The organism is Citrobacter gillenii (assembly GCF_013337685.1).
Taxonomy (GTDB): Bacteria; Pseudomonadota; Gammaproteobacteria; order Enterobacterales; family Enterobacteriaceae; genus Citrobacter; species Citrobacter gillenii.
This window is the reverse complement of sequence record NZ_SUQN01000001.1, coordinates 302,954-321,194: the sequence shown is the minus strand read 5'-3', so window position 1 is coordinate 321,194 and position 18,241 is coordinate 302,954. Positions and strand designations below refer to the sequence as shown.

General features: G+C 55.2%; 18 protein-coding genes. 8 read left to right on the top strand and 10 right to left on the bottom strand.

What is annotated here, in order from left to right; all coding sequences use genetic code 11:
- Positions 1-8: 8 nt before the first annotated feature.
- Positions 9-1,205 carry a nicotinamide mononucleotide deamidase-related protein YfaY gene (locus FCH32_RS01450; protein WP_174360343.1) on the bottom strand — a complete coding sequence of 399 codons (1,197 nt, stop codon included), beginning with the start codon at positions 1,203-1,205 and terminating at the stop codon, positions 9-11.
- Positions 1,206-1,329: 124 nt separating this feature from the next.
- Complete coding sequence (locus FCH32_RS01445; RefSeq protein WP_115257927.1) at positions 1,330-1,872, bottom strand: YfaZ family protein; 543 nt, start codon at positions 1,870-1,872, stop codon at positions 1,330-1,332.
- Positions 1,873-2,188: 316 nt separating this feature from the next.
- On the opposite strand from FCH32_RS01445, the gene nudI reads away from it, so the two are divergent.
- The 8 genes from nudI to arnF all read left to right on the top strand — a co-directional run bounded on the left by nudI (position 2,189) and on the right by arnF (position 10,288).
- Positions 2,189-2,614: a nucleoside triphosphatase NudI gene (nudI, locus tag FCH32_RS01440; protein WP_174360342.1), complete on the top strand. Its 426-nt coding sequence runs from the start codon at positions 2,189-2,191 to the stop codon at positions 2,612-2,614.
- A 288-nt stretch (positions 2,615-2,902) separates the two neighbouring features.
- On the top strand, positions 2,903-4,042 hold the full coding sequence (arnB, locus tag FCH32_RS01435; RefSeq protein ID WP_174360341.1) for a UDP-4-amino-4-deoxy-L-arabinose aminotransferase: 1,140 nt from the start codon (positions 2,903-2,905) through the stop codon (positions 4,040-4,042).
- Positions 4,043-4,044: 2 nt separating this feature from the next.
- Entirely contained in the window at positions 4,045-5,028 is a 984-nt protein-coding gene (gene arnC, locus FCH32_RS01430) for an undecaprenyl-phosphate 4-deoxy-4-formamido-L-arabinose transferase (protein ID WP_174360340.1), read from the top strand.
- Positions 5,025-7,007, top strand: coding sequence for a bifunctional UDP-4-amino-4-deoxy-L-arabinose formyltransferase/UDP-glucuronic acid oxidase ArnA (arnA, locus tag FCH32_RS01425; RefSeq protein ID WP_174360339.1), 1,983 nt, complete (start codon positions 5,025-5,027; stop codon positions 7,005-7,007). The genes arnC and arnA overlap by 4 nt, the downstream gene beginning before the upstream one ends.
- Complete coding sequence (arnD, locus tag FCH32_RS01420) at positions 7,004-7,906, top strand: 4-deoxy-4-formamido-L-arabinose-phosphoundecaprenol deformylase (protein WP_174360338.1); 903 nt, start codon at positions 7,004-7,006, stop codon at positions 7,904-7,906. The genes arnA and arnD overlap by 4 nt, the downstream gene beginning before the upstream one ends.
- Positions 7,903-9,558, top strand: coding sequence for a lipid IV(A) 4-amino-4-deoxy-L-arabinosyltransferase (arnT, locus tag FCH32_RS01415; protein ID WP_174360337.1), 1,656 nt, complete (start codon positions 7,903-7,905; stop codon positions 9,556-9,558). Before arnD ends, arnT begins: the two co-directional genes overlap by 4 nt.
- On the top strand, positions 9,555-9,890 hold the full coding sequence (gene arnE / locus FCH32_RS01410) for a 4-amino-4-deoxy-L-arabinose-phosphoundecaprenol flippase subunit ArnE (RefSeq protein WP_137362136.1): 336 nt from the start codon (positions 9,555-9,557) through the stop codon (positions 9,888-9,890). The genes arnT and arnE overlap by 4 nt, the downstream gene beginning before the upstream one ends.
- Complete coding sequence (gene arnF, locus FCH32_RS01405) at positions 9,890-10,288, top strand: 4-amino-4-deoxy-L-arabinose-phosphoundecaprenol flippase subunit ArnF (protein ID WP_115257920.1); 399 nt, start codon at positions 9,890-9,892, stop codon at positions 10,286-10,288. Before arnE ends, arnF begins: the two co-directional genes overlap by 1 nt.
- Here the strand turns inward: arnF and menE are convergent.
- From menE to FCH32_RS01365, 8 genes are all read right to left on the bottom strand, one after another.
- Complete coding sequence (gene menE / locus FCH32_RS01400; RefSeq protein WP_115257919.1) at positions 10,236-11,648, bottom strand: o-succinylbenzoate--CoA ligase; 1,413 nt, start codon at positions 11,646-11,648, stop codon at positions 10,236-10,238. The genes arnF and menE overlap by 53 nt on opposite strands.
- Entirely contained in the window at positions 11,645-12,607 is a 963-nt protein-coding gene (gene menC / locus FCH32_RS01395; protein ID WP_117343416.1) for an o-succinylbenzoate synthase, read from the bottom strand. Before menC ends, menE begins: the two co-directional genes overlap by 4 nt.
- Entirely contained in the window at positions 12,607-13,464 is an 858-nt protein-coding gene (gene menB / locus FCH32_RS01390; RefSeq protein ID WP_096756386.1) for a 1,4-dihydroxy-2-naphthoyl-CoA synthase, read from the bottom strand. The genes menC and menB overlap by 1 nt, the downstream gene beginning before the upstream one ends.
- A gap of 14 nt (positions 13,465-13,478) precedes the next feature.
- Entirely contained in the window at positions 13,479-14,237 is a 759-nt protein-coding gene (gene menH, locus FCH32_RS01385) for a 2-succinyl-6-hydroxy-2,4-cyclohexadiene-1-carboxylate synthase (RefSeq protein ID WP_174360336.1), read from the bottom strand.
- Positions 14,234-15,904: a 2-succinyl-5-enolpyruvyl-6-hydroxy-3-cyclohexene-1-carboxylic-acid synthase gene (gene menD / locus FCH32_RS01380; RefSeq protein WP_115257916.1), complete on the bottom strand. Its 1,671-nt coding sequence runs from the start codon at positions 15,902-15,904 to the stop codon at positions 14,234-14,236. Before menD ends, menH begins: the two co-directional genes overlap by 4 nt.
- 84 nt (positions 15,905-15,988) lie before the next feature.
- Complete coding sequence (menF, locus tag FCH32_RS01375; protein WP_117343413.1) at positions 15,989-17,287, bottom strand: isochorismate synthase MenF; 1,299 nt, start codon at positions 17,285-17,287, stop codon at positions 15,989-15,991.
- A 104-nt stretch (positions 17,288-17,391) separates the two neighbouring features.
- A complete protein-coding gene (gene elaB / locus FCH32_RS01370) occupies positions 17,392-17,697 on the bottom strand; it encodes a stress response protein ElaB (protein WP_096756382.1) in 306 nt (101 codons plus the stop codon).
- 53 nt (positions 17,698-17,750) lie between these two features.
- Positions 17,751-18,212, bottom strand: a complete 462-nt coding sequence (locus FCH32_RS01365; protein WP_096756381.1) for a GNAT family N-acetyltransferase — start codon at positions 18,210-18,212, stop codon at positions 17,751-17,753.
- Between the last annotated feature and the right edge of the window lie 29 nt (positions 18,213-18,241).

Genomic DNA, 18,241 nt, shown 5'->3' with positions numbered 1-18,241 from the left:
ATAACAAACTATACGGTCAGTGATTCAACCACTTCAATCCAGCCATGCTCGGTGGCAATATCCTGATCGTTAAGCCAACGGCGCAGCATATTCAGAGCCATCATGGCGCACACTTCCTGACGCACCGGCAAGCTGTAGCGATTAGCGCTAAGTCGTACGCGTAATGCATGCGTGCCCTCAGACGTTGCCAGCGCAAAGTTAATATGTTCGTTTTCGAAACCCGATACCGCCAACGCCAAATCTGCGTAATGATTGCCGCGTCGCTCGGTTATCCAGTGCGCGGTTTGCGCCAGCGTTTCCTCCTGAGAGGGCACCACTTCACTGGCCAACAGCGGGGCGTTGGCGCGAGAAAGCTGGAGGGCGACCAGCCCCGCGGTAAACTGTTCGCTGAGTGTCAGGCTGTATTGCCGTTCCTGCAACGTGCGTGCAATTTGCGCGGGCAGCCCTTCCGTGCCTTCAAAAATCATATTCTGCCCGGCAACCCGCTTCACCTCCGGCCAGAGCGCCAGCATCGCTTCACGTTGGGAATCCGGCCCGGTAAGCTTCAACTCGATAATCGGCATTGATGAGCGATACCCCATCGTGACCCCGGCAGGCAAAGGCAGCGGATCCAAACGTTGCGCCAGCTCGCTTTCAGAACGGCCAAAGGTGGTTAGTCGCAGGCATAGCGGGGGTTGGGAGAGTGAGAATCGCTCCCGCAGACGCGGTAGGATCTCATGCTCGATCATCACTTTAAACTCTGACGGAACGCCCGGCGTAAAGAACATCAGACAGCGGTTGAGCTTCACGGCGAATCCACAGGCGGTACCCACTGGGTTATTGATAAACTCGGCGCTGGCAGGTAATTCAGCTTGCTTACGGTTGCTCGGTGCCATAATACGACCGCGTTCGCGGAAGTAATGCTCCATCTGAGCAAGCCATGCCTCGTGCAGCACCAGCTCTTCACCTTTTGCCGTTGCCGCAGCCAGCGCGCTCAAATCATCGCTGGTTGGCCCTAAGCCACCGTTCACAATCAATACATCGGCATGTTCGCTGCGTTCGCGCAAAATGGCGACCAGGTCGTCGAGATTGTCGCCCACCGTGTTGCGGCGTGTTAACGGTAATCCCTGATTGAAGAAAAAATCAGCCAGCCAGGCGGCATTGGTGTCGACGATCTGGCCGTGCAACACTTCATCCCCGGTGGATAGCATCTCCACGTTTAACATTGTGTTCTCCTGCTTATGCAATCAAAACACTATAACGCAATGGCGAGGGAACATGGAGGATGGAGGGAAAGAGAATGAGTAAGAGAAGGAAAAACAGGCGCAGCTGAACGCCGCGCCAGGGACATCAGAAGCTGGCGTTAACCCCAACATACGGGCCGTCAGCAATCGCATTGTCACGGTTGCCATCTTTACCCGCCAGGTTCAGGTAGCGATAACCGGCTTCGATACTCAGTGGGCGAATAATGGTCAGACGCGCGCCCGCATTGGCTTCTTCGTAGCTATCAATACCGCTGGAAAGCGAATCCGGAGAGTAGTAGTACTCGCCAAACAGACGGAAGCTGTCGCCAATCGGCCACTGCAAGCCACCACCAACCGCCGCCGCATAGCCTTCATCGCCGTCGTTTGGGTTGGTATAAACGCCTTTCCCGCCAACGGTGGCCAGCAGAGGACCAATCGGGATATTCAGGCCAAGACCGACGCCGGCAACATCACCATCATCGTCGTTATGCATCCAGTTGCCGCTGGCTGCCAGCCCGGAGGACTCGGTACCGAAACCGAAGCCAAGGTTGGTGTAATCTTCACCAGCCTGGCCGCTGATGCTTACCGCGTTCGCCGACGCAGAAACAAACAGCATTCCAGCAAGGCCCAATAAAATACTTTTTTTCATTTTCTATCCTTTCCAGCAAGAAACTAAACATAGCCCCAAAACCGCTGGATTGTACTGCCTGATGGCGAGGAATCAATGAGCTAAAAAGGCGATGCAATAACATATTGTAACTAAATACTACTCAGAATGTTTAGCAAAGGTTAAGTTAACGGCCAACTTACGCCGCAGCAAGGGCCTGAGGCGTGTTTTCTGTTATCGCATTCATTTAATCCCGCTTCTCCTTTAAATCGGCCTGGACGCATTTTTTCTGCGTCTGGTAACAGGTAAGATGAGTGAAAGATGGACTCACTGAACAGACACACTAAGGAACAGACTTATGCGTCAAAGAACGATTGTTTGCCCATTAATTCAAAATGAAGGGTGTTATTTACTGTGCAAAATGGCCGACGATCGCGGCGTGTTCCCCGGTCAATGGGCACTTTCAGGTGGCGGCGTTGAGCCGGGTGAGCGTATCGAAGAGGCCTTGCGTCGCGAAGTGCGCGAAGAATTGGGCGAGCAGTTGGTGCTCACAGAGATAACTCCGTGGACCTTTAGTGATGATATCCGCACCAAAACCTATGCTGATGGTCGCCAGGAAGAGATCTACATGATTTATCTGATCTTCGATTGTGTTTCAGCCAATCGTGAGGTGAAGATTAACAAAGAGTTTCAGGACTTCGCCTGGGTTAAACCGCAGGACCTCGCCCATTACGACTTAAACGTCGCCACCCGAAAAACGTTAAAACTGAAAGGACTACTGTAGTTTTTGTCACGATGAAATTGGCTGTATGTGTACCGGCATTGCTTAATTTTTTAATAAAATGGAGTAATGTCGGTAGCTCGCGACGAAAAATAAAATATAAAAACATTTCACTTTCAAAGTGATAATCACAAAAATCAAAACACTCCACATTATTTCTCAACCTTAAACTCTTAAGGATAAATTAACCTTCAATCATTAATCTTTGCAGCCTGATGAAATAATTAACGACACCTCTATTTATCATCCTAATAAATATGCGATGGCGTTTAATGGCTTGAAGGAATAATGATGTCTGACTTTTTGCCTTTCTCTCGCCCGGCCTTCGGTACTGAAGAGCTTGCCGCCGTCAAAACCGTTCTGGACTCAGGATGGATAACCACCGGCCCTAAAAATCAGCAACTGGAAGAGGCATTCTGTCGGCTGACGGGAAACCAACATGCCGTTGCCGTCTGCTCAGCTACAGCAGGTATGCACATCACGCTGATGGCGCTGGACGTAGGCGCAGGTGATGAGGTGATCACCCCGTCGATGACGTGGGTTTCCACGATCAATATAATTGTCCTGTTGGGTGCGACGCCGGTGATGATCGATGTCGACCGCGATACGCTGATGGTCACTCCCGAACAAATCGAAGCGGCCATCACCCCACGAACCAAAGCAATTATTCCGGTGCATTACGCCGGCGCTCCTGCCGATCTTGATGCGATTTACGCCATCGGCGAACGTTATGGCATCCCGGTCATCGAAGACGCCGCACATGCGGTGGGAACCTTATACAAAGGCCGTCATGTTGGCGCCCGCGGTACGGCGATTTTCTCCTTTCACGCCATCAAAAATGTTACCTGCGCGGAAGGTGGACTGATCGTGACCGACGACAGTGCGCTCGCGCAACGGCTTCGCAGTCTGAAATTCCACGGTCTGGGCGTGGATGCCTATGACCGGCAAACCTTTGGTCGTGCACCGCAGGCGGAAGTTATAACCCCAGGATACAAGTACAATCTGACCGATATCAATGCTGCCATCGCCCTGGTGCAACTGGATAAACTGGGTCGAATAAATGCACGTCGCGCTGAAATTGCGCACCACTATCAGCACGCGCTGGCAGATACGCCTTTTCAGCCGTTGAGCTTGCCGCAATGGTCGCACGTTCACGCCTGGCATCTGTTTATTATTCGTGTTGACGAGGCACGCTGCGGCCTGAGCCGGGACGCCTTAATGGAAGCACTGAAGGCTGAAGGTATCGGTACCGGTCTGCATTTTCGCGCGGCGCACACGCAAAAGTATTATCGCGAACGCTTCCCCACCCTGTCGCTCCCCAACACAGAATGGAATAGCGCCCGCATCTGTTCACTGCCTTTATTTCCCGACATGACCGCCGACGATACCCAGCGCGTCATCACGGCACTTCGCCGGATAGCAGGACAATGACCATGTTTGAAGCCACACCGATTAAAAAAGTCTCGGTAGTCATTCCCGTTTTTAACGAACAGGAAAGCCTGCCGGAGTTAATCAGACGTACCTGTGCCGCCTGCGAAAAACTGGGGAAAGACTATGAAATCCTGCTGATCGATGACGGCAGCAGCGACAATTCCGCACAGTTGATGATGGATGCCTCACAGGCCCACAACAGCCATATTGTCTCTATTCTGCTGAATCGCAATTACGGGCAGCACTCGGCGATTATGGCCGGTTTCAGCCACGTCACCGGTGATTTGGTCATCACGCTGGATGCAGACTTGCAGAACCCACCAGAAGAGATCCCACGGCTGGTCGCCACCGCAGACCAGGGCTTCGACGTGGTCGGAACGGTGCGCCAAAACAGGCAAGACAGCATCTTTCGTAAGACGGCCTCGAGGATGATCAACCATTTGATTCAACGTACTACCGGTAAAGCGATGGGGGATTATGGCTGCATGCTACGCGCCTATCGCCGTAATATCGTTGATGCCATGCTGCATTGCCAGGAGCGCAGCACCTTCATTCCCATTCTGGCCAACATCTTTGCCCGTCGCGCGACGGAAATCCCGGTGCACCATGCAGAGCGTGAATTTGGCGACTCTAAGTACAGCTTTATGCGTTTGATTAACCTGATGTATGACCTGGTGACCTGCCTGACCACCACACCGCTGCGCATGCTGAGCCTGCTGGGCAGCATGATTGCCGCCACGGGTTTCACCCTGTCCGTTCTGCTGGTCGTTCTTCGCCTGACGCTGGGTCCGCAGTGGGCAGCTGAGGGGGTCTTTATGCTGTTTGCCGTGCTGTTTACGTTTATCGGCGCACAGTTCATTGGTATGGGTTTACTCGGCGAATATATCGGTCGCATCTATAACGATGTCCGCGCCCGCCCCCGCTACTTTGTTCAACACGTTATTCGTCCACACACCACGCAGTCAACCGAGGAAAACCACGCATGAAAGCCGTCGTATTTGCTTATCACGATATGGGATGTCAAGGAATTCAAGCTTTGCTGGATGCGGGTTATGACATCGCTGCTATTTTCACGCACACCGATAACCCCGGTGAAAAAGCGTTTTTTGGCTCCGTCTCCCGGCTTGCGGCCAGCGCAGGGATCCCGGTCTATGCCCCGGACAACGTCAATCATCCATTGTGGGTTGAGCGCATCAGCCAGCTCGCCCCTGAGGTCATTTTTTCGTTCTACTATCGCCATTTACTCAGCGATGAGATTCTTCGCCTCGCACCTGTGGGCGCATTCAACCTGCACGGCTCGCTGTTGCCGAAATACCGTGGTCGCGCCCCGCTGAATTGGGTGCTGGTCAATGGCGAAACGGAAACGGGCGTCACGCTTCACCGTATGGTCAAACGCGCAGATGCCGGGGCGATTGTTGCCCAGCAGCGTGTGGCTATTTCACCCGATGACATGGCATTAACGTTGCATCATAAACTGTGCCAGACGGCGCGCCAAATGCTGGAACAAACGCTGCCTGCTATCAAAACGGCTGACTTTCAGCAGCGCCACCAGCAGGAAGCCGATGCAACCTATTTTGGTCGTCGCACGCCGGACGACAGCGTCCTTGACTGGAACAAACCGGCCGGGCAATTACATAACAGGGTACGTGCGGTCTCCGATCCCTGGCCTGGCGCGTTTAGCTATGCAGGAACACAAAAATTTACCGTCTGGTCATCACGCCCGTGCGCAAACATCACCGGCGCACAGCCGGGTACCGTGCTCTCTGCGTCCCCGCTACAAATAGCCTGTGCCGATGGCGCACTTGAAATCATTACCGGGCAAGCGGGCGATGGCATTGCCATGCAAGGTTCACAGCTGGCGCAGGTTCTGGGTCTGGTGGTGGGGTCTCGCCTGAACGGCCAGCAGGTTTCCGCCAGCAAACGTCGCACGCGTGTCCTGATCCTCGGCGTGAACGGTTTCATCGGTAACCACCTGACCGAACGTCTGCTGCAGGAAGATAACTACGAGGTTTATGGGCTGGATATCGGCAGCGATGCAATTGGACGATTCTTGCAACACCCTCGCTTCCATTTTGTCGAAGGCGATATCAGTATTCATTCTGAATGGATTGAATACCATGTAAAAAAATGCGACGTCGTGCTGCCGCTGGTGGCGATTGCCACGCCGATTGAATACACCCGCAACCCGCTGCGTGTCTTTGAACTCGATTTTGAAGAAAACCTGAAAATCATTCGCTACTGCGTGAAATACCGCAAGCGCATCATTTTCCCGTCAACGTCCGAAGTGTACGGCATGTGTAGCGATAAGGTCTTTGATGAAGACAGCTCAAACCTTACCGTCGGCCCGGTCAATAAGCCGCGTTGGATCTATTCCGTTTCTAAGCAGCTTCTGGATCGCGTTATTTGGGCGTACGGCGAAAAAGAAGGACTGCGCTTCACGCTGTTCCGTCCATTTAACTGGATGGGGCCGCGTCTCGACAGCCTGAACGCTGCCCGTATCGGTAGCTCACGCGCCATTACTCAGTTGATCCTCAATCTGGTGGAAGGTTCGCCGATTAAGCTGATTGAAGGTGGTAAGCAGAAGCGTTGCTTTACTGATATTCGCGACGGTATCGAGGCGCTGTTCCGCATCATAGAAAACGCCGGTGGACGCTGTGACGGCGAGATTATCAACATCGGTAACCCGGATAACGAAGCCAGCATTCAGGAACTGGCAGAAATGTTGCTGAGCTGCTTTGAAAAACATCCACTGCGTCAGCACTTCCCGCCGTTTGCCGGTTTCCGTGACGTCGAAAGCAGCAGCTACTATGGTAAAGGTTATCAGGACGTTGAACACCGTAAACCGAGTATTCGTAATGCCCGACGCTGTATGAACTGGGAGCCGACCATCGACATGCAGGAAACGGTAGAAGAGACCCTCGATTTCTTCTTACGCAGCGTGGATGTCACGGAACACACATCATGACCAAAGTGGGCTTGCGCATTGATGTCGATACCTTCAGGGGGACGCGCGAAGGCGTGCCCCGCCTGCTGGAGACATTGAACCGACATAACGTTCGGGCAAGTTTTTTCTTTAGCGTTGGACCTGACAACATGGGACGCCATCTCTGGCGTCTGGTGAAACCGCAATTTTTGTGGAAGATGCTGCGCTCAAACGCAGTCTCTCTCTACGGGTGGGATATTTTACTGGCCGGGACCGCGTGGCCAGGAAAAGAAATAGGCCACGCGAATGCTGCCATTATTGCGCAAGCCGCCCGGGTTCACGAAACCGGCCTGCACGCCTGGGATCACCATGCCTGGCAGGCGCGAAGTGGCACCTGGAATGACAAACAACTGATTGATGATATTTCTCAAGGTATTACCGTGCTTGAGGCCATCGCCGGACAGCCTGTCACCTGCTCAGCCGCTGCCGGATGGCGTGCTGACGAACGCATCGTCCACGCCAAAGAAGCCTTTAACCTACGCTACAACAGCGATTGTCGGGGCTCTTCACTATTTCGCCCGCTGCTTGCGACGGGGAAAGCCGGTACGCCGCAGATTCCCGTCACTTTACCGACCTGGGATGAAGTGATTGGCCGGGAAGTGCAGGCTGTCGACTTCAATGCCTGGATCCTCTCCCACATACTGATGAACACAGCAACGCCGGTGTACACCATTCATGCGGAAGTTGAAGGGATCGCCTGCCATCACGATTTTGATGACTTGCTGACTCGAGCCGCTGATGCGGGCATTACGTTTTGCCCGCTTGGTGAGCTCCTGCCAGACGATATCTCTACGCTACCAACAGGCCAGGTCGTTCGCGGCAAAATACCCGGCAGAGAGGGATGGCTCGGCTGTCAGTACCCGGTGAGTGTGTCACGATGAAATCTCTACGTTATACCGTGGCGTTTATCGCCTTTATTGCGCTGTATTATATTGTTCCCATCAATAGCCGCCTGCTGTGGCAGCCTGACGAAACGCGCTACGCGGAAATTAGCCGAGAAATGCTCAACTCGGGCGACTGGATAGTCCCGCACTTTCTCGGGTTACGCTATTTTGAAAAACCGATTGCCGGATACTGGTTAAACAGTATCGGGCAGTGGTTATTTGGTGCAGACAATTTTGGCGTCAGGGCGGGCGCTATTTTTGCCACCCTACTCACCGCGCTACTGGTGGCCTGGCTTGCCATGCGACTCTGGCAGGATAAACGCACCGCCATACTCTCCTCAGTAATTTTCTTAACGTTTTTTTCCGTTTACAGCATCGGCACCTACGCAGTTCTCGATCCTATCATCGCCCTGTGGCTGATGGCGGGCATGTGCTGTTTTTGGCAAGGCATGCAGGCCACCACTAAAACCGGCAAAATCATCGCCTTTTTGCTGTTGGGACTGTCCTGCGGCATGGGGGTGATGACCAAAGGTTTTCTCGCACTGGCGGTCCCGGTTCTCAGCGTACTGCCGTGGGTATTAGTACAAAAACGATGGAAAGATCTCTTTCTCTACGGTCTGCTGGCGGTGGTCGGTTGCATTACCATTGTGTTGCCGTGGGGAATAACCATTGCACAACGCGAACCTGACTTCTGGCATTACTTTTTCTGGGTCGAACATATTCAGCGTTTCGCACTGGCGGATGCCCAGCATAAAGCTCCGTTCTGGTACTACCTGCCCGTCCTTATCGCGGGCTGTTTGCCCTGGCTTGGTCTTCTGCCTGGCGCGCTGCGAACAGGCTGGCGTGAGCGGGATATCCCGCGAGGTGCGCTGTACCTATTGGGCTGGATTGTCATGCCGATTGTGTTTTTCAGCATCGCTAAAGGAAAACTCCCCACCTATATTCTTTCCTGCTTCGCGCCGCTGGCTCTCCTCATCGCGCGTTTCGGTGTGCAGGCGGCCAAGGAAGGATCCGTTGCCCTGCGCGTCAATGGCGGGATCAACTTTCTGTTTGGGGTGATCGGCATTGTCGCCACCTTTGTGGTGTCTACACTGGGGCCGCTGCCGTCTCCCGTGTGGACGCATATCGAAACTTATAAGGTTTTTTATTCGTGGGGCATCTTTCTCATCTGGACTTTTTTCGGCTGGTATACGCTGACCAATAGCCAAAAAACCTGGAAATATGCCGCATTCTGCCCATTGGGGCTGGTGCTGTTGTTTGGATACGCGATACCCGACAGGGTCATGGAAGCGAAACAACCGCAGTTTTTTGTTGAGATGACCAAAGAGGTGTTACAACCGAGTCGCTACGTGCTTGCGGACAACGTTGGCGTCGCCGCAGGTCTGGCCTGGAGCCTGAAACGCGATGACATCATCCTGTACGGGCAAATGGGCGAGCTAAAATATGGCCTGAATTATCCCGATGCCCAGGGTCGCTTTGTCAGTCAGACTGGCTTTCCCGACTGGTTAGCCCAACATCGCCAGGAGGGTACTATTACGCTGGTGCTGTCGATTTCGAAGGATCAGGATATAACTCAACTTGCCATTCCCCCCGCGGATTACGTTGATAATCAGGGGCGTCTGGTCTTGATTCAGTACCGGCCCCAATGATCTGGCTGGCGTTAGTCCTCGCCAGTCTGCTCAGCGTAGGCGGGCAACTGTGCCAGAAGCAGGCCACCCGCCCGGTGGCCATCCGCGCGCGCAAACGCCACATTGCGTGGTGGATGAGTCTGGCTCTGGTAAGTCTCGGTCTGGCGATGCTGTTATGGCTGGCAGTGTTGCAGAATATTCCGGTTGGCCTGGCCTATCCGATGCTGAGCCTTAACTTTGTCTGGGTCACGCTGGCAGCCTGGAAAATCTGGCGAGAGCCCGTCACAAAGCGCCATTGGCTGGGCGTGGGGCTGATTATCACCGGTATTTTTATTCTCGGGAGCGCGGTGTAATGGGGATATTCTGGGGGCTATGCAGCGTCATGATTACTTCGCTGGCTCAGTTGAGTCTCGGCTACGCGATGGACAATCTGCCGCCGATACTGCATCCGTTGCGATTTATGGAAGCGATATTTTCCGCAAGCGTCGGGACGTTAACGCTGTACGCGGGACTGGCGGGATATTTGCTGTCGGTTATCTGCTGGCACCAGGCCCTGCACCGACTGGCACTGAGCAAGGCCTACGCCCTGCTCAGCCTCAGCTACGTACTGGTGTGGCTCGCCTCAATGCTCTTACCTGGCTGGCAGGGTTCATTTTCATGGCGGGCGCTCATCGGCGTGCTGTGCATTATGGCAGGGCTTATGACGATTTTTCTCGGACCCAGTCCAGCAATGCGCGGCGAGAAACCTTAATACCGCCACTTTTCAGCTCTGGCGGTAATTCCAGCCAGCGTACCGGTTGTTGAAAACGGGCCAGTTTATCTTTCACCCATTCAGCAAGATTGGCGTCATCCGCACGGGTATCGTATTCAACGACCGCCACCGGACGATGGCCAAACTCATGGTCTTCCAGCGGAACAACAAAGGCTTGCAGCACGTGCGGATGGGCGGCGATCACGCGTTCCACCTCTTCCGGCTGAATACCTTCCCCGCCGCTAAAGAACAGGTTGTCCATGCGACCGACAATCGTGAGCTTACCGTCGTTTAACACCCCGCGATCGCGGGTAGCAAACCAGCCTTCGTCATTAACCAGCGGAATAAGCTGCCCGTTGCGCCAGTAACCTGACGCCATGCTGGCAGCGCGCAGCCAGACTTCATCATCCACGATCCTGACCTCTCTGCCCGGCAAGGCAGAGCCGACATCGCCCAGGCCATCGGCCTCTTTCGCGCAAACCGTGGAAGCAAACTCCGTCAGCCCGTAACCGCACCAGCAGCGAATCCCCTGCTCACGCGCCTGCTCGGTCAGCTCAACCGGAATGGCCGCACCCCCCAGCAGTACCGCTTTCAACGTGATCGGTGCGTTGTTTACCAGCAATCGCCAAAGCTGCGTCGGTACCAGCGAGGCATGAGTGCAGCCCACCAGCATCTGTTCCAGCGGTTGCTTGTCACGCACGGTCATGCGCGCACCAGCCAATAACCAGCGCCACAAAATACCCTGACCGGAAACATGAAACAGCGGTAGCGAGAGCAGCCAGTCATCCTCTGTGCCAAACGGCATTAATGACAGCACCCCCTGCGCACTCGCCAAATGTGCCTGACAGGTATGCACCGCTGCCTTAGGCAACCCGGTTGAACCGGATGTGAGTGTCATTGAACTCAATCGCAGAGGCAGCCAGTCGGCTGCATGCTCGCCAGACAGTTGCTGGATCTGCAACGGCATCAGCCCCGAAAAGGGGTCATTGCTTTGCAGATCCAGCGCAAAACGCAGCGTTAAATCAGGGATCAACGCATCCAGCAGAGGCTGCGGCAGCTGCGGGTTCACCGGTAACACCCGCGCCCCGCACTGCAACAATGCCAGCCAGGCAAGCGCAGATGAAGGGTGATTCCAGGCACGCAACAGCACGCCGTCGCCCTCTTTCACCCCCTGAGCAGCAAACCCCGTGGCCAGCGCGTCGACGCGCGTACAGAGCTCGCGCCAATTCAGCACCTCATCATTGAGGCGTAACGCTGGCGCCTCTGCCCGAACCTGCCGCCAGTGACGCCACGGCCAGTCGGTAAACGCCGTCGCCAGGCCCGATATGCTTGTGACATCGGGCATGTCCTGCACGGTCATAGCAGTCGTTCCAGCGCATCCACGTTAATACATGGCAGCACACTGCCGGGCCAGCTGCGAACCTGCTGACACTGCATCAGGCTCAGCGTGTCCAGACCCGGTATGGTCTGCGGCGTCAGCCAGGCGGCAATCCGCGCCAGTTGGGTTAACCCCAGGCTTGACTCAATAGACGAACTGATTACCGCAGTGAGTCCGAGCGCATGCGCGGCTGCAACCTGCTCGCGAACCTTATCCAGACTACCGGTGAGCGTAGGCTTGATGATCACCGCACTCACGCCTTCTTCCGCCATAAAGGTAAAGTCGGCTTCACGCAGGCTTTCATCCCAGGCAATGGCAATCCCGGTTTCCCGCGCAAAGGCGCGAGAATCATCACGGGTTTTGCACGGCTCTTCGAGGAAGGCAATGCGCCCGCGATAATCCGGATTGACGTACTTCGCAAACTGCTGCGCCTTCAGTGGCGTCCAGGCACGGTTAGCATCAAGACGTAAATGCAGATCGGGGATCGCCTCCAGCAGCAGGTTGGCCACCATGCCGTCACGTACAGCTTCATACAGGCCAACTTTGATCTTCGCGACTTTTTCGCCCGGCATGTCCGCCAGTTGCAGCACCAGATCGTCAGGGTCGCCGGTACACAATGGCGCGGCGCGATAATTCGCCGCCTCCGGCAACGTCCCGTCAAGCTCGGCGAGTGCGCAGCTAGCACCAAAAGCCACCGAAGGCAGCTGTGGTAAAGAGGTTTCCCCCTTCAGCCAGCCGTTTACCCAGGCCAACAGAGCCGTTTGCGCCTCTTCCCAGGTTTCCTGGCTGAAGCCCGGCAAGGGGGAGATCTCTCCCCACCCTTCACGCTCGCCGTCACGAAGACACACGTACAGCCCATCACGCGTTTTTAACCGCCTGTCACGCAAAATCACCCCCGCGTCCATGGGGATCTGCCAGCGGTATACCTGCGCGCTACGCATTACGGATTCCGTTTGAATTTGCTGAAGTCAGGCTGACGTTTCTGGTTGAACGCATTACGGCCTTCCTGACCTTCTTCCGTCATGTAGAACAGCATGGTGGCGTTACCGGCCAGCTCCTGCAGCCCCGCCTGACCATCGCAGTCGGCGTTCAGCGCTGCTTTCAGGCAGCGCAGCGCCATTGGGCTGTTTTGCAGCATTTCACGACACCAGCGCACGGTCTCTTTTTCCAGATCCGCCAGCGGAACCACGGTGTTGACCAGGCCCATATCCAGTGCCTGTTTCGCATCGTATTGACGACACAGGAACCAGATTTCACGCGCTTTCTTCTGACCAACGATACGGGCCATATAAGACGCACCCCAACCGCCGTCAAAGGAACCCACTTTCGGGCCTGTCTGACCAAAGATGGCGTTTTCAGCCGCGATAGTCAGGTCACACATCATGTGCAGCACATGGCCACCACCGATGGAATAACCCGCAACCATCGCCACAACCGGCTTCGGACAGGTACGGATCTGACGCTGGAAGTCCAGCACGTTCAGGTGATGTACGCCGGAGTCATCCTGGTATCCGCCGTAGTCGCCGCGTACTTTCTGATCGCCGCCCGCGCAGAACGCTTTGTCGCCTGCGCCGGTCAGGATAATCACGCCGATATTGTCGTCATAGCGCGCATCAGACATCGCCTGAATCATCTCTTTGACGGTTACAGGACGGAAAGCATTGCGTACCTGCGGACGATTGATGGTGATTTTTGCAATACCGTCGGTGGATTTTTCATAGCGAATGTCGGTATAGCCTTCAGAGCAATCGAGCCATTCTACCGGTGCGTAAAGCATTGTTTCATCAGGATAGATCATAAAATGTCCTTTAGTCAGCGACGCAGAATCTGAGCCAGACAGTCTACTACGCCCGCGGGATTGTCCCGATGCGCGTTGTGTCCAGCGTGAGGAATCACATGGTTCGGTACAGACATTTCCGTCGCCAGAGCGCGGAATTTATCGTCACGTTCACCACATAAATAATAAAACGGAAATGTGCGCGTGGTGAGCAGCGCACGTAAATCGGGTTGACCCGCCAGCGAGGTGGCCTCCAGCATAGCGGCAAGCGTAACGCCATTGTTCTGGCTACGCAGCTCGACCAGCACCTGCCGTTGCGCAGGGCTTAGCGAGGCAAAAACCGGTTGTTGGTACCAGTCGTTAAAAACATCACGTAGCGGCTCGTGGCGAAAACGTGCGGCCCAGCGACCGTCGGACAGGCGACGCTGCGCGCGCTCGTCTTCACTTTGCAGCCCCGGATGCCCGCCTTCGACCACCAGGCCGCAAAGCCCTGACATCCCCTGGCAAGCCGCCATCATCGCCACTCGGCCGCCAAGAGAATATCCCACCAGCCAGTAGTTAAGTATGTTGTAACTAAATAAAGTATTACGCAGCAGTTCGCTGACGTCATCAAATCCGCTGACGTGAATATCCGCAGAACCGCCGTGGCCGGGCAAATCAATATACAGCCGTGAACAGTCCGCAAACTGCTCCCCGACCGGCTGCCATTCCCGGCAATCGCCGGAGAAGCCGTGCAGGAAAACCAGCCAGGGGGCATCCGCCTGGTCCTTGTTCGCCTGCGCGTGCAGGATCATAGATGACTCACCTGCGCCAGCAGCTGCTGCAGGGTTTGCGCCCCGTCAGTCTCATTGACCACCAGCTCAATCACAGTGGCGGCCGGAGTACGCCAGGCTCCTGCCAGTGCACGTTCCAGCTGTTCCCAGTTTTCCGGGCGGTGATATTTTAGGTTAAACATCGCTGCCGCATGATCAAAATGGACGTTCTGCGGCATCAGATAGAACCGTTCACGCTCACTTTGCGGTGTCGGCAACAGGGAGAAAATCTGCCCGCCGTTATTGTTCACCACAATCAGGACAAACGGTGCGGAGACCTGGCGCAATAAGGCCAGCGCATTCAGATCATACAGCGCCGATAAGTCGCCGACGATGGCCAGCGTCGATTTCGCGCTGGCTCGCTGTACACCTGCCGCGGTTGACAGTAGACCGTCGATACCGCTGGCCCCGCGATTGCTGTACACCGGATACCCTGCCGGAAGCTGAGACAGTGCGTCAATCAGACGTACCACCAAACTGTTGCCGACAAACAGCTGGCCCTGTTCAGGCAGATACTCGCGAATGCGGTGCGCCAGCTGCGCTTCACCAAACGCCTCGCGACGCGCTGCCACCGTTTGCCACGCCTGTTCCGCGAGGCGTGGAACATCGACGCACCAGGGCTGGCGTTTCTCTGCCGGATGCAGATCCAGCCAGTCGCTAACCTTCGCGACTAACCTGCGTCCACGATGATGAGCGGGATCCAGCCGTCCTTCGATATTGTCGACAATCCAGTATTCTTGCGGGTTACAGGTAGCCTGCCATTGCAACAGACGTTTTCCGGTCAGGCTGCTGCCCAACTGCACCACAATCTGTGCCTGCTGTAATTCGGTCACCGCTTTCGCATTGCCCAACCACAGGTCGGCACACGGCAGCGGCTGTCCGGTTTGCGACAGCACATCGCCAATCAGCGGCCAGCCTAACGTCTGCGCCCACAGCGCAACTTTCTTACCCTCTTCCGCCGTCATACGCCCGGCAATCACCACGCCGCGCTTTTGCCGCCAGAAGAACCAGTCGCGCTGTTTGTCACTTTCCAGCCGACGCGCTTCGCGCAGCCAGGGTTTATCATCCTGCCACCAGTCACCCAGCCGCTGCTGCCACTCAATGCCTGTGTCGTCCATCTCGCCATACAGCGGCTCCGCAAACGGGCAGTTAATGTGTACCGCACCGCTGTGCAGTGAAGCCATGGCATTATCGAGGGTGGAAACCAGCCAACTGGCGGGAATGTCCTGCGTCGGACGCGGTAAAGAGAGCGTTTGCGATGGATGAGAAGCAAACATTCCCGGCTGACGAATCGCCTGATTCGCCCCGCAGTCGATAAGCTCAGGCGGTCTGTCCGCCGTGAGTAAAATCAGTTTTTCACCGGTGAGACCGGCTTCGATAAGCGCCGGATACAAATTCGCTACCGCCGTACCGGAGGTCACAATCACCGCAACCGGCTGCCGACTGACCTTGGCCAGACCTAAGGCCAGATGCCCCAACCCGCGCTCGTCAAAGTGGGTATGGTGGATAAAGGCAGAATTCTCCGCTGCGGCCAGCGTCAATGGCGTCGAACGAGAGCCAGGCGCAATGCAAACATGCCTGACGCCGTGGCGAGTGAGTGCTTCCAGTATGACCGCCGCCCAGCGTCGGTTAAATGCGCTTACTGACATAAGATTGTCCGGTATCAATATTGCGACACAGTATAAAGAATCGAATAAATGGATTTTTGATATGAGTCGATAATGTGTGACTCATTAGGCTTCCATCTGTAATAAAGTACGTAAACCCGCCGCTTTATTGTCTATTTCCTGCCATTCTTGTTCGGGATCGGAGCCGCGTACAATCCCGGCCCCAGCGTACAGGCGCACCACATTGCCGCTAATTTTCGCCGAACGTAGCGACACGCAAAACTCACTTTGCTGCAGGGAGAGATATCCCGCAGAGCCGGCATACCATTCTCGTTCAAAAGGTTCATTATGCTGGATGAATGCGCGCGCCCGTTCACGCGGAATGCCCGCCACTGCCGCGGTCGGCTGGAGCTGCATCAGGCAAAGCGTATCGTCCGGTTGATTCAGCGCAGTCCAGATACAGCGGCGCAGATGCTGCACTTTGCGCAGTCTGAGCACCTGCGGTGGCAGCACGTCGAGGGTTTGCGTACAGTTTTGCAGTCGCTGACAGATATCTTCCACCACCAGCATATTCTCACGCTGGTTTTTATCGTCCTTCATCAGCCACTCGCCGAGCTGCCAGGCCCGGTGGTCGTCAGGATGATTAGCGACGGTTCCGGCCAGCGCTTCGGTACGCAGCGCCGTGTCACGCCGCCGATACAGACGTTCAGGAGACGATCCCAAAAAAGCGCACTCGGCGGAAAACGCCATAAAGAAATGGTAGCAGTTAAGGTTTAAGCGACGACTGGAGGCCATCACCGACGCGGCGTTCACCGGCTGTGAGAACTGTAAATCGGTTGCCCGCGCCAGCACCACTTTGTCGAGCGCTTCCCCGGCAATGGTTTGTGTCGCCAGTTCAATCAGGCGCGTCCAGCCCGCTTTATCCGGCCAGTGCTGCTCAGCGGTTAAATTCAGGCGCAGTGCGGGAAGCGGCTTCACGTTGGCAAGCGTTGAAAGGAAGGCGCGCGCGTGCACGGCATCGTCTTGCAGCGACACGTCGCTATACAGGTGTAACCGTAAGGTTGCCACGCCTGCGCAACGCCGCCATTCCAGGCGAGGTAGCAGTAAATTACCGCGCTGGGGTTCAAACGCATTCAGGCCCCAGATGCGCAGTTCAGGATGGTCTTCATGCTGGTGTAAAAACTGCTGAGCGACGGCCAGAGAGGAAAACGTGGCCACGGCACCCAGCACGGCGGCTTCTTCATCACCGTTACGCTGTTGCCAATAAAACTGCGGCCAGACGGGTTGACTGGCCAGCCAGCCCAAAGCGTCGAAAGCATCATTCAGAGGGAAAGGGATGTCGTAAATACGAATGCCAGGTGCTGCCGGTATCTCTTGCGTCAAAAGGCGCATCAGATTTTCCAGCGCAGTAGTAATTGAATGCACGCAGACCTCTCCCTGTTAAAAACCTCTCATTATACGGGGTACTGACGAGAAAAAGCAGTACCCCCGTTTAGGGAGTACTGACAAATGCGATGAAGGTGTCGAATTTATCGCCGTGCTAACAATAAACCCATCACTAAACCGACCGTTGCACCCACGCCGATCCCGCGCCACGGTTTATCATGCACATAGTCATCTGCCCGGCAAACGGCCTTTTTCGCGCGATAATAATAGCTGTCCGAAGCGTGGCTGACGCGATTTCTCACCTCTTCTAACGCCTGTTCGGCTTTCGCTTTTAACTCCAGGTACTTCTGGTCGGCAGGATCGCCCGACGAGCGCAGCACTTCTTCCAGCGTTTCACTGAGTAATTCCAGGTCATCATCAATACGTGATTCATAAGAATGAAAAGACATTATTTTCTCCCTTTCTATTTACGTACCCGCTAACTATAGACGACCTGAGCTGTTTACGCTTGATGTCCCTCACGCGCCATGCCGATGTGCGGAATACCATCTTCATCATAGATATCCGTCACCGGAACGAAACCAAAGCGCGCGTAGAAAGGTTGCAGATGCGCCTGCGCGCCCAGATACAACGCCTTGTGCGGCCAGTGCTGAGCACAGGATGCCAGCGTCTGCGTCATCAGCTGCTGCCCCAGTTTTTCCCCGCGTAACGCAGCGCTGACAATCACCCGACCGATAACCACCGGTTCGAGATCGTCGTCGCTTTTCAGAATCCTCGCATACGCCACCAGCCGATCATTATGCCATCCCAGAAGGTGTCGGTTTTCACCCGTCAGGTCATCGCCGTCCACATCCTGATACGGACACTGTTGCTCAACAACAAACACCGCACAGCGCAGCTGAAGAATGGCATACAGTTGCTGGACGGTCAGTTCTGTATGGTGGAGATCTTGCCAGTGAATCATTGTCTGCCCCTTGGTTGTGATAACCTGAA